The organism is Janthinobacterium sp. TB1-E2, from assembly GCF_036885605.1.
GTDB lineage: Bacteria > Pseudomonadota > Gammaproteobacteria > Burkholderiales > Burkholderiaceae_D > Janthinobacterium > Janthinobacterium aestuarii.
Genome location: NZ_CP142523.1, coordinates 4,699,201 through 4,714,473, shown reverse-complemented (window position 1 = coordinate 4,714,473; position 15,273 = coordinate 4,699,201). Strand labels below are relative to the sequence as shown.

Here is a 15,273-nt window from a genome sequence, read left to right as displayed (position 1 = left end):
CGCCAGGCGCCAATTGATCAGCCGCTTGGCAACCTGAAGGACCCCTATGACCGACCGCACTACCGCAACAGTACCCATGCCGGGCACTGCCGAATCTTCCATTTCCGAACGGCTTCCCGTCTTGGCCTTGCTGGCCCTGGCCATGACGGCGTTTCTCGCCCTCCTGTCGGAAACCTTGCCCGCCGGCTTGCTGCCGCAGATTGCCCGCGACCTCGGTATTTCCGAAGTCATGACGGGCCAGCTGGTCACCGTCTACGCCATCGGTTCCATCCTGACGGCCATTCCCCTGACAGCGCTGACGAGCGGCTGGCGCCGGCGCAATGTCTTGCTGCTGGCCATCATCGGCTTTTTGATCTTCAATACGGCGACGGCGCTGTCGCCCAACTATATGGTCGCCCTGGTCTCGCGCTTCGTCACGGGCATGGCCGCCGGGCTGGCCTGGGGCTTGATGGCCGGCTACGCGCGCCGCATGGTGTCCGTCGAACAGCAGGGCAGGGCGATGGCCATTGCCATGATCGGCACGCCGCTGGCCCTGTCCCTGGGCGTGCCGCTGGGCACCCTGATGGGCGGCGTGCTGGGCTGGCGCAGCATCTTCGGCATCATGTCGGGGCTGGCTGTGGTGCTGGTCGCGTGGGTGCTGCTGGCCGTGCCCGATTATCCTGGGCAAAAGAATGGCGAGCGCCTGTCGATCCGCCAGGTATTCATGACGCCGGGCGTGCGGCCGATTCTGGCGGTGATCGTCGCCTGGATGCTGGCGCATAACATTCTGTATACCTACATCGCGCCGTTCCTGGCGCCGTCCGGCTTGCGTCCCCGCGTCGATCTGGTGCTGCTTGTGTATGGCGTGGGTTCCTTGGCCGGCATCTGGCTGGTCAGCCAGCTGATCGACCGCTGGCTGCGTCCGCTCGTGCTGGGCTGCATCGCCGCCTTGGCTCTCGTGATGGTGGCGCTGGGCCTGGCGATGGACTCCCCCATCGTCATCTATGTCAGCATGGCCATCTGGGGCGTCACCTTTGGCGGCGCCGGCACCTTGCTGCAGACGGCATCGGCGGACGCGGCCGGCGACGGCATGGATGTGGCGCAAGCCATGGTGGCGACCATCTGGAACGTGGCCATCGCGGGCGGCGGCCTGGCGGGCGGCTTGCTGCTCGACGGCTATGGTGCGGCTTCGTTCCCGTGGGCCATGCTGGCCTTGCTGATGGTGGCATTGACCATTGCCTGGCGCGCGCACCGTCACAGTTTCAAGCCGGGCCGGCGCAGCGGCGGCGCGGTGGTCGGCCACTGATAAGTCATTAATAACATTGTTTTTTTCAATGGCAGTGTATTGAAATGTGAGCAGATGTGACTGGCAAGCGCATTTTGTGACGATTTGTTAATTTGCGCCACGGGAATGAATGAGGCGTTAGAATCTACACAGTTTGACAAGTTTCTCAAGCGAAAGGGGTGCCAAAAGCGCCCCGTTCGCTGGCTGTCAGCCACATTAACTACCTAGGAGTACCCCCATGACCGTGATGAAATCCGTCCTTGTTGCCGCCGCAGCCACCGTTGCCCTGAGCGCGCAAGCGCAATCCCTGCCGACTTCCGGCACTCTGGTGGTCGTCCCCGCGTTTGGCGAAGTCAAGCATGTCAATGACCAGGTGGTCGCTACCCTGGCCGTCGAAGAACAGGACAAGGATAAAGCCGCGGCCGCGTCGCGTGTCAATCAGAAGATGAACAAGGGTATCGCCATCGTCAAGCAGGCCGACCCGTCGGCGGCACTGAAATCGTATGGCTACTACACCTATCCCGTGTATCCGGAAGAGCGCCCATTGCCGGCTGGCGCCGTCGCCAAGCCGCGTTTGCCAACGGCATGGCGTGTTGGCCAGTACCTGGAAGTGACGACGGCCAATCTGGCGTCGCTGCCAAAGACCGTGTCGGCGGCGCAAGGCGTGCTGACCCTGAATGGCTTGAATTTCGGTCTGAAGCCGGAAACCATCCGTTTGCTGGACGACCAGCGCATCGCCGCCACCTATAAAAACCTGAATGAGCGCGTGGCCGCCATCGCCAAGGCCATGGGCCGCAACGTTTCCGACGCCGTGCTCGATACGGTGGACTTCGAAGGTTCGGGCAATTACGTCACGGAAAACCGCTCTGCCGCCGCACCGATGATGATGCGCAGCGCCAAAATGAGCGAAGACAGTGCCGTCGCCGAACCGAGCTTCGAGCCGGGCGAAACGACGCTCGATATGCGCGTCGTCGGCAAGGTCAAGTTCAAGTAAGCGCGTTAGCGCGGAAACATTTTCGCGTTAGACTGTTTTAAAAATCATGGGGCTGTTGGCCCCATGGTCGTTTTTGCCCCCATATTTTCCAGGAGAACCCCATGACCGTCATGAAATCACTGCTGGCTGCCGCCGCCGCTACCGTTGCCCTGAGCGCACAAGCCCAGACCTTGCCCACCTCCGGCACTCTCGTCGTGGTGCCCGCCAACGGCGAAGTGGTGCATGCGAACGATCAGGTGACCGTTACCCTGGCCGTCGAAGAGCAGGACAAGGACAAGGCCGCCGCCGCCTCGCGCGTGAACCAGAAGATGAACCAGGGCGCGGCCATCGTCAAGAAAGCCGATCCGCAAGCCGTGCTGAAAACCCAGGGCTATTACACGTATGCCGTGTATCCTGAAACGGCGCCATTGCCGCCTGGTGTCGCCGCCAAACCCAGAGTGCCGACCGGCTGGCGAGTAGGCCAGTATCTGCAGGTAACGACGACCAACCTGGCCGCCTTGCCGAAAACCGTGTCGGCTGCGCAAGGCGTGCTGACCCTGAACCGCCTGAACTTCGGCCTGGCGCCCGCCACCATCCGCAAGCTCGACGACCAGCGCATTGCCGCCGCCTACAAGAACCTCAACGAGCGCGTGGCCGCCATCGCCGGCGCCATGGGCCGCAATGTCAGTGACGCCGTGGTCGATACCATCGATTTCGAAGGTTCGGGCAACTACGCGCAGCGCGCCAACGTGGCCGGCGCGCGCGCCATGAGTGCCGATGCCATGGGCTATGGCGGCAACCAGGTGGCCGAACCGAGCTTCGAGCCGGGCGAAACGACCCTGAACATGGGTCTGGTGGCCAAGGTCAAGTTCAAATAAGGCTTGAACAGGGATCAATATTGCCAGCTTGACGCCGCCGCGCTTTTCTTTGGCGGTGGCTCCTCTATAATGACAACACCGGCGGGTGCATGCCGTGACAGTCATGCGCCTGCCATCTGGCACCGATTCCCCCGCAGTACACAAGATATGGAACAACATGGCAAACTTCCCCCGTCGTAGAGGCAAGAACGGCACTCCCGCAGTATCCAAAGCGTCCCGCTTCAGCAAATTCGCGCGCCAGCCGGTGAGCGATGGCACTGGCAAGAAAACCTTGCGCCGCCGCGGCATCTATCTGTTGCCGAATGCCTTCACGACGGCAGCCCTGTTTTGCGGCTTTTACGCCATCGTCATGGCCATGAACCAGAAATTCGAGCACGCGGCCTGGGCCATCTTCATCGCCATGATCCTCGACGGCCTCGATGGCCGCATCGCCCGCCTGACAAATACGCAGAGCGAATTCGGCGCCCAGTACGACAGCCTGTCGGACATGGTGTCGTTTGGCGCCGCGCCGGCGCTGGTGATCTACGAATGGTCGCTGCGCGGCATGGGCAAACTGGGCTGGCTGGCCGCCTTCGTGTATTGCGCCGGTGCCGCCTTGCGCCTGGCCCGTTTCAACACGAATATCGCCGTGGTCGACAAACGCTTCTTCCAGGGCTTGCCCAGCCCGGCGGCGGCGGCCATGGTGGCCGGCTTCATCCTGCTGATGAACGACCTGGAATTTGCCGGCAACCAGCTGGCCTGGGTATCGTGGACGATCGCCCTGTTTTCCGGCCTGACCATGGTCACCAACGTGCCGTTCTACAGTTTCAAGGATGTGAATTTCCGCAAGTCCGTGCCTTTTATCGTGGTATTCCTGCTGGCATTGTTCTTCGCGCTCATTTCCATCGATCCGCCGAAGGTGCTGTTCCCGATTTTCGTCGTGTATGGCCTGTCCGGCTACGCCGTGTTTTTCTGGCGCATGGCGAAGGGCAAGCCCGTCAGCATCATCCAGACCGACCCCGAGCATTAATGCGGCGAGTCGGTAGCGTCGCCAGTCTTCAGCCAGCCAGGAGCAGCCATGACCACCAGCAACCGACTCATCATTTTTGACACCACCTTGCGCGACGGCGAGCAATCGCCGGGCGCCTCCATGACGCGCGAGGAAAAGCTGCGCATCGCCAAGCAGCTCGAGCGCATGAAGGTCGATGTGATCGAGGCGGGCTTCGCCGCCGCCTCGCAGGGCGACTTCGAGTCGATACGGGCGATTGCCGGCGCCGTGCGCGAGTCCACCATCTGCTCGCTGTCGCGTGCCAACGACCGCGACATCGCCCGCGCCGCCGAGGCGCTGGCGCCAGCCGAGCGCAAGCGCATCCACACCTTTATCGCCACGTCGCCCCTGCACATGCAGATGAAGCTGCGCATGACGCCAGAGCAAGTGCTGACGCAGGCGCAAAATGCCGTGCGCTTTGCGCGCCAGTTCACTGACGACATCGAATTCAGCCCCGAAGACGGCAGCCGCTCCGACGAAGATTTCCTTTGCCGTGTGCTCGAGGGCGTGATCGCCGAGGGCGCCACCACCATCAATTTTCCCGACACGGTCGGCTACGCTGTGCCCGAAATCTTCGGCGCGACCATCAAGCGCTTGCGCGAACGCATACCGAACTCCGACAAGGCCATCTGGTCCGTCCATTGCCATAACGACCTGGGCCTGGCTGTGGCCAACTCGCTGGCCGGCGTCATGATAGGCGGCGCGCGGCAGATCGAGTGCACGGTCAATGGTCTTGGCGAGCGGGCCGGCAATACGGCGCTGGAAGAAGTGGTGATGGCGCTGCGCACGCGCGCCGCCTATTACAACCTGACGGTGGGCATCGATACGACGCAGATCGTGGCGGCGTCCAAAATGGTGTCGCAGATCACGGGCTTTGCCGTGCAGCCGAACAAGGCCGTCGTCGGCGCGAACGCTTTTGCGCACGCGTCCGGCATCCACCAGGACGGCATCTTGAAAGCGCGCGAGACGTATGAAATCATGCGCGCCGAAGACGTGGGCTGGACGGCCAACAAGATCGTGCTCGGCAAACTGTCGGGGCGCAATGCCTTCAAGCAGCGGCTGCAGGAGCTGGGCATTTCTCTGGAATCGGAAGCGGAAGTCAACGCGGCCTTCCTGCGCTTCAAGGAACTGGCCGACAGGAAATCCGAGATTTTCGACGAAGACATCATGGCCCTCGTCAGCGAGGAGCAGCAGGCGCAGGAGAGTGAGCACTACCGTTTTGTTGCGCTGACGCAGCAGTCGACGACGGGCGCCGTGCCCCATGCGCGCGTGGAGTTTCTCGTCGGCGGTGAGCAGCGCAGCTGCGAAGGGCAGGGCGATGGCCCCGTCGACGCGACCGTCAACGCCATCGAAAGCGCGGCCGCCAGCGGCGCCGAGCTGGTCCTGTTCTCCGTCAATGCCATCAGCACGGGCACGCAGTCGCAGGGTGAAGTCACGATGCGCCTGTCGCGCGACGGGCGCATCGTCAACGGCGTGGGCGCCGATCCGGACATCATCGTCGCGTCGGCCAAGGCGTATTTGTCGGCCTTAAACAAACTGCATGCGAAAGACGAGCGCATCGACCCGCAACCGTGAGGGGGCGCTAACTACCAGAAAAACCGCCGCTCTTCCTTGGCTGGATCGGGCCCGTTCATCATCATGCGCACGATGCCGTCGTGGTCGAAGTGCACGTGCATCATGGAATCCCACACGCCCGATTCCTTGTAGCGGTAGGACCAGACGTGCAGTTTCGGCAGCGACAGATACGAGGTTTCCGTCGGGCGGCCCAAGGTGTGCAGCACGTCTTGCTGAGTCGACACGCCCACCTTGATGCGGGCAAAGCCTGGCGTGTCGAGCACTTGCTCGTAGGAAATCAACCTGTCGTCGGGGCCGAAACGGGCCATATACGTGTACTGGCCGTACGGTCCCGTCGCGTATTCGAGTTCGGGACCCGTGGGTAGCTGGTAGATATTCGTTGGCCGGCCCAGGCGCGCTTCCACGGCGGCGCGCGGCTCGCCCGGCTGGGGCGGCGGGACGTTCCAGCTGGCGCAGCCGGCCAGCGCGGCAAACAGCAGCGGTGTTGCTGATTTGAGCAGTTTTTTCATGTTTGACCTCCTGAAATGCAGGAAAACCCTATCATGCACCGAGAAAAGCGCGCACGGCAGGATACAGGCGGGCATTTTTCCGATATACTTGCGCGTCTGGTTGGAAGCATAGGCCAGTATTTTAATAATCGTAGTTCACGGTGGATAGGGTTCAGACTCTGTGCACCGCATGTGAAAGGTTTATCATGACAGTAGAAAACATCAACAAAGCCGCTATCATCGCGGACAACGCACGTGGTCAAAACGACACCGGCTCCCCTGAAGTGCAAGTTGCACTGCTGACAGCTCGCATCAACGAACTGAACGGCCACTTCAAAGCCCACTCGAAAGATCACCACTCCCGCCGCGGCCTGATCATGATGGTCAACCGTCGTAAGAGCCTGTTGTCCTACCTGAAGGCTAAAGACGCTACCCGTTATCGCGACCTGATCGCTAAACTTGGTCTGCGCAAGTAATTTTTGCCGTACAAGGTTTATACAGAAATGCCTGCGCCAGTTCGCTGACGCGGGCATTTTGTCATTTGAATTCCGGATTTATGTCGAGAAGTACAGTATTCTCTACCGATATCATGTTTTAAAAGTAAAGTAGTAAAGGCGGCAACGAAGTTTTCGCCGCCTGTGGTGAGGTGAACGACAGCCCCTGAAAATCTGTCGGCAATTAGAAAAGGGATACCCCATGTTTAACAAAGTTACGAAAACCTTCCAGTACGGTCAACATCAAGTGACCCTGGAAACCGGCGAAATCGCACGTCAGGCATCCGGCGCAGTGCTGGTGTCGATCGAAGATACCGTCGTTCTGGCAACGGTAGTGGCACGCAAAGATGCCAAACCAGGCCAGGATTTCTTCCCTTTGACGGTTGATTATGTCGAGAAAACCTATGCTGCCGGTAAAATCCCGGGCGGTTTTTTCAAGCGCGAAGGCCGTCCTTCCGAAAAAGAAACACTGACCTCCCGTCTGATCGACCGTCCTATCCGTCCGCTGTTCCCGGAAGGCTACCTGAATGAAGTGCAAGTCATCATTCACGTGTTGTCGGTCAACCCTGAAATCGATCCGGACATCGCCGCCATGATCGGCGCATCGGCTGCCCTGTGCGTATCGGGCGTGCCTTTCAACGGTCCTATCGGCGCCGCGCGCGTCGGTTACGCGAATGGCCAGTACATCCTGAACCCGACCGTCCAGCAACTGAAAACGTCGGAAATGGACCTGGTTGTCGCCGGTACCGAAACGGCCGTGCTGATGGTCGAATCGGAAGCGAAACAGCTGTCCGAAGAAATCATGCTGGGCGCCGTGGTCTTCGGCCACGACCAGATGAAAGTCGTCATCGACGCGATTCACGACCTGGTGCGTGACGGCGGCAAGCCGGAAGTCGAATGGGCGCCTGCGCCGAAAAACGAAGCACTGATCGCCCGCGTCGCGCATTTCGCCAACGCCAAGATCAATGACGCGTATCAAACCAAGGACAAGCAAGAGCGTACGGCCAAGCTGAAAGCGGCGACGTCGGAAGTGATCGCCGACCTGTCGGCTGAAGTGGCTGCCACCGGCGGCGCGGCTATCGACAGCGCTGAAGTGAACAACATCCTGTTCGACATCGAAGCGAAAATCGTGCGTACGCAAATCCTCGACGGCGAGCCACGCATCGACGGCCGCGACACGCGCACCGTGCGTCCGATCTCGATCCGCACCAGCGTGCTGCCACGCACCCACGGTTCGGCCCTGTTCACGCGCGGCGAAACGCAAGCGCTGGTCGTGGCAACTTTGGGCACCGCCCGCGACAGCCAGAAGATCGATGCGCTGATGGGCGAGTTCACCGATTCGTTCATGCTGCATTACAACATGCCTCCGTTCGCCACCGGCGAAACGGGCCGTGTCGGTACGCCTAAGCGCCGCGAAATCGGCCACGGCCGCCTGGCCAAGCGCGCGCTGATCGCCGCCCTGCCAGCAGCTGAAGAGTTCAGCTACTCGGTGCGTCTGGTATCGGAAATCACGGAATCGAACGGTTCCTCGTCGATGGCTTCCGTCTGCGGCGGCTGCCTGGCACTGATGGACGCCGGCGTGCCGATGAAAGAACACGTGGCCGGTATCGCCATGGGCCTGATCAAGGAAGGCGGCAAGTTTGCCGTGCTGTCCGACATCCTGGGCGACGAAGATCACCTGGGCGACATGGACTTCAAGGTAGCCGGTACCCGCAACGGTATCACGGCGCTGCAGATGGACATCAAGATCATGGGCATCACCAAGGAAATCATGCAAGTGGCACTGGCGCAAGCCAAGGAAGGCCGCGAGCACATCCTGGGCGAAATGCAAAAAGCCATGCCGCACGTCAAAACCGAACTGTCCGATTTCGCACCGCGTCTGATCACCATCAAGATCAACCCGGAAAAAATCCGTGACGTGATCGGCAAGGGCGGCGCCGTGATCCGTGCGCTGACCGAAGAGACGGGCACCCAGATCGACATCAGCGACGAAGGCGTGGTCACCATCGCTTCCGTTGACGCTGCTGCCGGCCAGGAAGCCAAGCGCCGCATCGAAGAACTGACCGCTTCCGTCGAAGTGGGCAAGACCTACGAAGGCACCGTGCTGAAACTGCTGGACTTCGGCGCCATCGTCCAAGTCATGCCAGGCAAGGACGGCTTGCTGCACATCTCGCAGATCGCCAACGAGCGCGTCAACGCCGTGGCCGACTACCTGAAAGAAGGCCAGCTGGTTCGCGTCAAGGTTCTGGAAACGGACGACCGCGGCCGTCTGAAACTGTCGATGAAAGCTGCTGAAGGCAACGAAGCGCCAGCCGCTTAATTTCCTTCAGATTCGCCTGACTGCGGCCCCGGCCGCATGATCAACACCGCCAGCGCGCAAGCCCTGGCGGTTTTTTTTGCGCTGCGTTTGCGCTGTATCGAAGGCGGGCGCCAATTTGCGCATTGGCCTTGATGCAGCGCGCATCGGCCGCTGCCGCTCTCTGTAGATTCGGGAGGGGATATTCCCCCTGACCGAGTCTTCCAAGGAGATGCAGCATGCGCACATTCCGCGGACTGGCCGCCGCCTTTCTGCTTGCCGTTTCGCCCGGTACCTGGGCACAGATGGATGACGCACCGACACCGGTGCCGCTGCCCATTCCCATCGCCGCTGCGTCCGCGGCCATGCCGGCGCAAGACCTCGACGCCTTGCGCGCTGTGCATGCGCGCGAAATCAATGACCTCAGTACCTTCAAGACGGTCGGCTTGCAACGCGAAGTCATCGATCCTTACCTCGAGAGTGGGCCAGGGCAGCAATTGCTGCGCGAACTGCATGCCGCCGATCCCGCCGCGCCGGCCGAGACGATTTACGCGCGCGCGGTCGAGCAGCTCGCTTCCGGCAGCGCCTTGCCCGACCTGCAAACCATGTCGGCCGCGCTGGTAAAAATCGTGCCACATGGCCAGAATGTGTCGCCGTACTCGCCGTATTTCACCACCAGCGCGCAATTGCAGCTGGCGTCCAGCCGCTGCGCCACCCTGGCCGACTGTTTCGGCTTGCCCTTGAAGAGCGAGGCGCCGCTGTATGATGTGTATCAGATCATGCCCAAGGGCACCGTCAACGTGTTTGTCAGCCAGGTGGCGCCGACGCAAGAGCTGGGCGGGCTGGTGCGGCGCAAGGGTGGGGCGCAGCAGTATTTATTGCCCAACCGCAGCATGTGGTCGGCCCCCGTGCTGATCGGCACGATCAAGAATTGAGGAGCGATGATGGATCAACAGCGTTTGCAGGCACGTGCCGCCGAGCTGGAACAATGGCTGGCCCGTCTGGCGCCCGCCGACGGGGAAGTGGCCGACCTGCGCAGCGCGCTCGAGCCGCTGCTGGCCCTGGCGGGCAGCGGGGGCTTGAGCGCACCCCTGCCATGGGGCGATATCCCCGGCGGGCGCTACTTTAACGAAGGCAGTTTGCGCTGCTACCCTGAGCTGGAGCAGGCGTTTGCCCGCTTCCGCATCGAGGCGACCGGTGGCGACTCGCCCGCCTTGCGCAAGCTGCGCGGCGAGACATGAACTATATGGTATCAATTGTTGTTTATGGGTAATTGACTGTCAGTATTGCTTGACGACAAAATCTTATTCCCCGACCATGGTGCATCCCTCCCGATTTTCTCTTTTTTTATTGGATGCACCATGTTGTCCTCCCTTAAGGCGCGGCTGATCGCCATCGCCGTTTCCATCGTCGTGCTGGCCATGCTGGCTGTCGCCATTGCCAATTTCTTCACGACGCGTTCCAGCACCCTGGCCGCGCTCGACACGCAGATGCTGCAGTTGTCGCACAGCCATGCGCAAGCCATCGCCGAATGGCTGCGTTCCAAGCAAGCCGTCGTGGGCTCGCTCAAGCAGGGCGCCACGGCGGCCGATCCGCTGCCGGCCCTGAAGGCGGCCGAACAGGCGGGCACCTTCGACATGGCGTACATCGGCTTTGCCGACAAGCACGCCGTCTTTTCGCAGGAGCGCAAGCGCGCCGCCGACTACGATCCCACGGCGCGCCCCTGGTACAAGCTGGCGTCCGAAGTGGGCGGCCCCATCATCACCGCGCCCTACATCGGCGCCAGCACGGGCAAGCTGGTGGTGACGTTTGCCGAGCCGCTGGGCGGCAAGGGCAGCGTGACGGGCGTGATGGCGGCCGACGTGATGATGGATGCGGTAGTGCAAAACGTCGCTTCGATCAAGCCGACGGCGTCCAGCTATGCCTTCCTCGTCGATGGCGGCGGCAAGATCATCGCCCATCCGGATAGCAAACTGACTCTGAAACCGCTGGCCGAGCTGGACCCGGGCCTGAGCGCGCAGGCGCTGGCCGATATCGAAAAGAGCGGCAATGGCGCAGCCATTCGCCTCGGTGACCGTAACGGTATCTTGCATGTAAGTAAAGTGCCGGGAAGCGACTGGCTGCTGGCTACCGTGCTCGACCGTGCAGAAGCGACGCAGGCACTGAGCTCCATGCTGCGCGCGTCGGCCCTGACGGCCTTGCTGGTGCTGGCCCTGGCCGCCACGGTATTGAGCGTACTGGTGGCGCGCGCCTTGCGCCGCCTGGGTCTGGTGCGCGATGCGATGGAAGCGATCGCCACGGGCGACGGCGACCTGACCAGCCGCCTCGACGCGGAAGGCGCGGACGAGCTGGCGCAGATCGCCAAGGCATTCAACTTGTTCGTCGAAAAGATCGCCACCGTGCTGGTGCAGATCCGCAGCATCAGCACCCTGGTGCGCAGCGAGTCGGCCGACATTGCCGCCGGCAATGCGGACCTGTCCTCGCGTACGGAAGCGCAGGCGGGCGCGCTGGAAGAGACGGCCAGCTCGATGGATGAGCTGACGTCGACCGTCAAGCAGAATGCGGAAAACGCGCATGCAGCCAACCAGTTGGCCGTGTCCGCCTCGGAAGTGGCGGCCAAGGGTGGCCGCGTGGTGCAGCAGGTGGTGGGCACCATGGCTGGCATCCAGGAAAGCTCGCGCAAGATCGTCGACATCATCGGCGTGATCGACGGTATCGCCTTCCAGACGAACATCCTGGCGCTGAACGCGGCCGTCGAGGCGGCGCGCGCGGGCGAGCAGGGCAGGGGCTTTGCCGTGGTGGCGTCCGAAGTGCGCAACCTGGCGCAACGCTCCGCCGGTGCGGCGAAGGAAATCAAGGAATTGATCGGCGATTCGGTGGAGAAGGTCGATGCCGGCGGCCGCCTCGTCGATGAGGCGGGTCAGACCATGGATCAGGTGGTGGCCTCGGTGCAGCAATTGACGACCATCATGAGCGAGATCACGGTGGCCAGCCGCGAACAGAGCGCCGGCATCGGCGAGATCAATACGGCCGTCACGCACATGGATACCATGACGCAGCAAAACGCGGCCCTCGTCGAGCAAGCGGCTGCCGCCGCGGAAAGCCTGCAGGAGCAGGCCGTGGACCTGGCGCAAGCCGTCGGCATGTTCCGCCTGGGCGATGCCGGTCCTGCCGCGGCACACGCGCCCGTGACGCGCCTCAAGGCGAAGCCAGCCGCTGCTGCACCGCGCGCGCCGGCCCGCGCGCTGGCGCCGGTCAAACCCGTCAAGGCGGCCAAGTCCGGCGCCGACGAGTGGGAAGAGTTTTAAGAAGACGCTTAGCGATCTGCACGTTCATCCGCGTTTTTGTCAGGCCAGCCTGCCAAAAATGCAGTTCGTCGCAATCGGCGTGTCTGCCGGGGGCGGTATGGCTATAGTGACACCATACCGCAAGCCCACTGCCAGACACCCGAGGAGAACAACATGAACGTCGCTAAAAACATGGAAGTCATTGCCGTTGCCGCCGCCATCGTGCTTGGCGCCAGCTGCTACGCCATCGCCCCGGCCGCTCCGGCCCTGCAAGTGGCCAGTTCCACGGCCACCCTGGCCGCGCCAGCGAACAAGGCTGCCATGCAAGTGGTGGTCGTCAAGGCCAAGCGCCTGAGCGCTGCCGAAAAAGCCCGTTTTGCATAATTGATTGTCAGCCATTTTCGGCGCTGCTACAGTGGTGCTGCGCGAGCAATGCAGGCGCCCCACGCGGGCGCCGCGACACATAAAAACAAGATACCGAGGATGCACTACATGAAAAAGATTCTGCAATTGGCGCTGCTGTTCCTGGCGACATTGGGCCTAGTGCGCGGCGTGGCTGCCGAGACCCGCTTGCTGGAAATGCGCAACGTCGACGCCCGCGTCGTGCGCGTCAAGCTCGATGGCGTGATGGAAGTGCGCATTCGCCAGGGCAACGTGGCTTCGCTGAGCATCACGGCCGACAAGCGCTACATCGCCGATGTCAGCACGGCGCAAAGCGGCGATACCCTGCACATCGAAACGGAGGTGCGCGGCTTCAAGCTCGGCCCCTCGTCGATCCGCGCCGACCTGGTCCTGCCGAACCTGCGCGAGCTGAGCTCGGAAGGATTTGGCAGCACCGACATCACGGGTTTCAAGGGCGAGGAGCTGACCCTGTCACTGGAAGGGGCGGGCAGCATCAAGCTGGTGGGCGACTACCGCAAGCTCAATGCCAGCCTGGGCGGCGTGGGCAGCATGCAGATATGGATAGGCAACAATGAGCGCGCGGAGCTGGACCTGCAGGGTGCGGGTTCCGTGATGCTGGGTGGACGCGGACGTATCCTGAAAGCGAGCCTGGGCGGCCTGGGCAGCCTGAATGCGCAGCAGTTTGAAGTCGATGCCGTCAATCTGGAATTGAGCGGCCTGGGCAATGCCACGGTGAATGCCCATACGAATGCCAAGCTGAACCTGAGCGGACTCGGCTCGGTGGTGGTGTACGGCAAGCCGGCCAACCGCGATGTCAGCGTCGAGGGCCTGGGCAAAGTCAGCTGGAAGTAAACGCATCCTGCCGCAGGCTTTATTGGCAGAACAAGAATAAGTAGTCAGACCACATCCCATTCCGATGAAAAAACTGATCATTACATTACTCATGCTGTTGGTGATACAGCTACCCGCGCGGGCTGGCTTCGTCGAAGGCGCCAGTGCCTACAACAACAAGAATTACGCGCTGGCCTACAAGGAAATCCTGCCACTGGCCAAGACCGGCAACGCCGATGCCCAGCATTTGCTGGGCTTGATGTATTACATGGGCCGCGGCTTGCCGCAGGATTACAAGCAAGCCATGTTCTGGCACCGCAAGGCGGCCGACCAGGGCAAGGCCGACGCCCAGTATGTGGTGGGCGCCATGTATTACACGGGCAACGCCGTGCTGCAGGACCACAAGCAGGCCGTCAGCTGGTTCCGCAAGGCGGCCGAGCAGAACCACGCCGAGGCGCAACAGGTACTGGGCCTGATGTACCGCTACCACATGGGCGGCGTGCAGCAGGACAACGTCATCGCCTACATGCTGTGGAACCTGGCGGCGGCGAACGGCAACGCGAATGCGGCCGACCAGCGCGCCGCCGTGGTGCGCAAGATGACGCATGAGCAAGTCGAGGAAGGACAGGCCCTGTCGGCGAAATGGAAGCCGGGTACGCCGCTGCCGCGCCAGTCGAAGACCGGCGGCGCATAGGGAAGGGGGCTTGCCTGCAAGGGTGAACGGCTTGGCGTACAATCGCCGTTTTCCCTTGAAAGAGTCCCGCCATGCGTGCAGTTGCCATCAGCCAGCCAGGCCCCGCCGACGTTTTGCAGATCGTCGAGTGTCCCGTTCCCGCCTTCAAAGCGGGCGAACTGCTGATCAAGGTGCACGCGGCCGGCATCAACCGTCCCGACGTGCTGCAACGCCTGGGCAAGTATGCGCCGCCAGCCGGTGCGTCCGATTTGCCTGGCCTGGAAGTGGCCGGTGAAGTCGTCGATGGCGATTTCAGCAATACCGCATTCAAGAAGGGCGACCTCGTCTGCGCGCTGGTGCAGGGCGGCGGCTATGCCGAATACTGCGCCGCACCCACCGGCCAGTGCCTGCCCTTGCCGAAGGGATTGACTGCGCTGGAAGGCGCGTCCCTGCCCGAGAACTTCTTTACCGTCTGGAGTAATGTCTTCGACCGCTGCGCGCTGGCCGACGGTGAAACGTTATTGGTGCAGGGCGGTACATCAGGCATTGGCGTGACGGCCATTCAATTGGCGGCCGCGCTGGGCCACCGCGTGTTCGCCACGGCCGGCAGCGACGAGAAGGCGCGCGCCTGCGAAGCGCTGGGCGCCGAACGGGGCATTAACTACCGGACGGAAGATTTCGCCGCCGTCGTCAAGGAGCTGACTGGTGGCAAGGGCGTCGACGTCATCCTCGATATGGTCGGCGGCGACTACCTGCCGCGCGAAATCGATTGCCTGGCCGACGATGGCCGTATCGGCCTGATCGCCGTGCAGGGCGGCACCAGGGCGGAACTGGACCTGGGCGCCTTGCTGCGCCGTCGCCTGACGGTGACGGGTTCCACTTTGCGTCCCCGTTCCGTCGCCTTCAAGGCGGCCATCGCGAATCACCTGCGCACGACCGTCTGGCCGCTGATCGAGGCGGGCAAGATCAAGCCCGTGATCTATAAAACTTTCCCGTTGGAAAAAGCCAACGAGGCGCATGCCTTGATGGAAGCGAGCACGCACGTGGGCAAGATCATGTTGCAAGTTGCTTGAAACGGGGCACTG

15 protein-coding genes are annotated in these 15,273 nt (G+C 62.1%); 14 read left to right on the top strand and 1 reads right to left on the bottom strand.

What is annotated here, in order from left to right:
- Window positions 1–46: 46 nt before the first annotated feature.
- From OPV09_RS21195 to OPV09_RS21175, 5 genes are all read left to right on the top strand, one after another.
- Window positions 47–1,285, top strand: a complete 1,239-nt coding sequence (locus OPV09_RS21195) for an MFS transporter (RefSeq protein ID WP_338679310.1) — start codon at window positions 47–49, stop codon at window positions 1,283–1,285.
- A gap of 217 nt (window positions 1,286–1,502) precedes the next feature.
- The gene (locus tag OPV09_RS21190) at window positions 1,503–2,258 is read left to right on the top strand and encodes an SIMPL domain-containing protein (RefSeq protein ID WP_034750034.1); all 756 of its coding nucleotides are present in this window, start codon (window positions 1,503–1,505) and stop codon (window positions 2,256–2,258) included.
- Between the two features lie 101 nt (window positions 2,259–2,359).
- Complete coding sequence (locus tag OPV09_RS21185) at window positions 2,360–3,115, top strand: SIMPL domain-containing protein (RefSeq protein WP_338679309.1); 756 nt, start codon at window positions 2,360–2,362, stop codon at window positions 3,113–3,115.
- 157 nt (window positions 3,116–3,272) lie between these two features.
- Entirely contained in the window at window positions 3,273–4,124 is an 852-nt protein-coding gene (pssA, locus tag OPV09_RS21180) for a CDP-diacylglycerol--serine O-phosphatidyltransferase (RefSeq protein ID WP_034750030.1), read from the top strand.
- Between the two features lie 48 nt (window positions 4,125–4,172).
- Window positions 4,173–5,717 (top strand): 2-isopropylmalate synthase, encoded by a 1,545-nt coding sequence (locus OPV09_RS21175; protein ID WP_319992883.1) that lies wholly within the window; start codon window positions 4,173–4,175, stop codon window positions 5,715–5,717.
- Window positions 5,718–5,728: 11 nt separating this feature from the next.
- On the opposite strand, the gene bamE is transcribed toward OPV09_RS21175, so the two are convergent.
- Complete coding sequence (bamE, locus tag OPV09_RS21170) at window positions 5,729–6,226, bottom strand: outer membrane protein assembly factor BamE domain-containing protein (RefSeq protein WP_034750022.1); 498 nt, start codon at window positions 6,224–6,226, stop codon at window positions 5,729–5,731.
- Between the two features lie 185 nt (window positions 6,227–6,411).
- Here bamE and rpsO point away from each other — a divergent pair, with 185 nt between their 5' ends.
- From rpsO to OPV09_RS21125, 9 genes are all read left to right on the top strand, one after another.
- Window positions 6,412–6,681 (top strand): 30S ribosomal protein S15, encoded by a 270-nt coding sequence (gene rpsO, locus OPV09_RS21165; protein WP_010399743.1) that lies wholly within the window; start codon window positions 6,412–6,414, stop codon window positions 6,679–6,681.
- A gap of 220 nt (window positions 6,682–6,901) precedes the next feature.
- A complete protein-coding gene (gene pnp, locus OPV09_RS21160; RefSeq protein WP_338679308.1) occupies window positions 6,902–9,019 on the top strand; it encodes a polyribonucleotide nucleotidyltransferase in 2,118 nt (705 codons plus the stop codon).
- A 215-nt stretch (window positions 9,020–9,234) separates the two neighbouring features.
- Window positions 9,235–9,930 (top strand): hypothetical protein, encoded by a 696-nt coding sequence (locus OPV09_RS21155; RefSeq protein ID WP_338679307.1) that lies wholly within the window; start codon window positions 9,235–9,237, stop codon window positions 9,928–9,930.
- Between the two features lie 9 nt (window positions 9,931–9,939).
- A complete protein-coding gene (locus OPV09_RS21150) occupies window positions 9,940–10,236 on the top strand; it encodes a hypothetical protein (protein WP_338679306.1) in 297 nt (98 codons plus the stop codon).
- 120 nt (window positions 10,237–10,356) lie between these two features.
- Complete coding sequence (locus OPV09_RS21145) at window positions 10,357–12,303, top strand: methyl-accepting chemotaxis protein (protein ID WP_338679305.1); 1,947 nt, start codon at window positions 10,357–10,359, stop codon at window positions 12,301–12,303.
- Window positions 12,304–12,456: 153 nt separating this feature from the next.
- Window positions 12,457–12,666, top strand: coding sequence for a hypothetical protein (locus OPV09_RS21140; protein ID WP_034750006.1), 210 nt, complete (start codon window positions 12,457–12,459; stop codon window positions 12,664–12,666).
- Window positions 12,667–12,774: 108 nt separating this feature from the next.
- On the top strand, window positions 12,775–13,536 hold the full coding sequence (locus OPV09_RS21135; RefSeq protein ID WP_034750004.1) for a GIN domain-containing protein: 762 nt from the start codon (window positions 12,775–12,777) through the stop codon (window positions 13,534–13,536).
- Window positions 13,537–13,600: 64 nt separating this feature from the next.
- On the top strand, window positions 13,601–14,209 hold the full coding sequence (locus tag OPV09_RS21130) for a tetratricopeptide repeat protein (protein WP_338679304.1): 609 nt from the start codon (window positions 13,601–13,603) through the stop codon (window positions 14,207–14,209).
- Between the two features lie 71 nt (window positions 14,210–14,280).
- The gene (locus OPV09_RS21125) at window positions 14,281–15,261 is read left to right on the top strand and encodes an NAD(P)H-quinone oxidoreductase (RefSeq protein ID WP_338679303.1); all 981 of its coding nucleotides are present in this window, start codon (window positions 14,281–14,283) and stop codon (window positions 15,259–15,261) included.
- Window positions 15,262–15,273 lie beyond the last annotated feature (12 nt).

Coding starts and splice junctions, on each gene's coding strand:
- OPV09_RS21195 (WP_338679310.1), top strand. CDS start 47: ATGACCGACCGCACTACCGCAACAGTACCCATGCCGGGCACTGCCGAA.
- OPV09_RS21190 (WP_034750034.1), top strand. CDS start 1,503: ATGACCGTGATGAAATCCGTCCTTGTTGCCGCCGCAGCCACCGTTGCC.
- OPV09_RS21185 (WP_338679309.1), top strand. CDS start 2,360: ATGACCGTCATGAAATCACTGCTGGCTGCCGCCGCCGCTACCGTTGCC.
- pssA (WP_034750030.1), top strand. CDS start 3,273: ATGGCAAACTTCCCCCGTCGTAGAGGCAAGAACGGCACTCCCGCAGTA.
- OPV09_RS21175 (WP_319992883.1), top strand. CDS start 4,173: ATGACCACCAGCAACCGACTCATCATTTTTGACACCACCTTGCGCGAC.
- bamE (WP_034750022.1), bottom strand. CDS start 6,226: ATGAAAAAACTGCTCAAATCAGCAACACCGCTGCTGTTTGCCGCGCTG.
- rpsO (WP_010399743.1), top strand. CDS start 6,412: ATGACAGTAGAAAACATCAACAAAGCCGCTATCATCGCGGACAACGCA.
- pnp (WP_338679308.1), top strand. CDS start 6,902: ATGTTTAACAAAGTTACGAAAACCTTCCAGTACGGTCAACATCAAGTG.
- OPV09_RS21155 (WP_338679307.1), top strand. CDS start 9,235: ATGCGCACATTCCGCGGACTGGCCGCCGCCTTTCTGCTTGCCGTTTCG.
- OPV09_RS21150 (WP_338679306.1), top strand. CDS start 9,940: ATGGATCAACAGCGTTTGCAGGCACGTGCCGCCGAGCTGGAACAATGG.
- OPV09_RS21145 (WP_338679305.1), top strand. CDS start 10,357: ATGTTGTCCTCCCTTAAGGCGCGGCTGATCGCCATCGCCGTTTCCATC.
- OPV09_RS21140 (WP_034750006.1), top strand. CDS start 12,457: ATGAACGTCGCTAAAAACATGGAAGTCATTGCCGTTGCCGCCGCCATC.
- OPV09_RS21135 (WP_034750004.1), top strand. CDS start 12,775: ATGAAAAAGATTCTGCAATTGGCGCTGCTGTTCCTGGCGACATTGGGC.
- OPV09_RS21130 (WP_338679304.1), top strand. CDS start 13,601: ATGAAAAAACTGATCATTACATTACTCATGCTGTTGGTGATACAGCTA.
- OPV09_RS21125 (WP_338679303.1), top strand. CDS start 14,281: ATGCGTGCAGTTGCCATCAGCCAGCCAGGCCCCGCCGACGTTTTGCAG.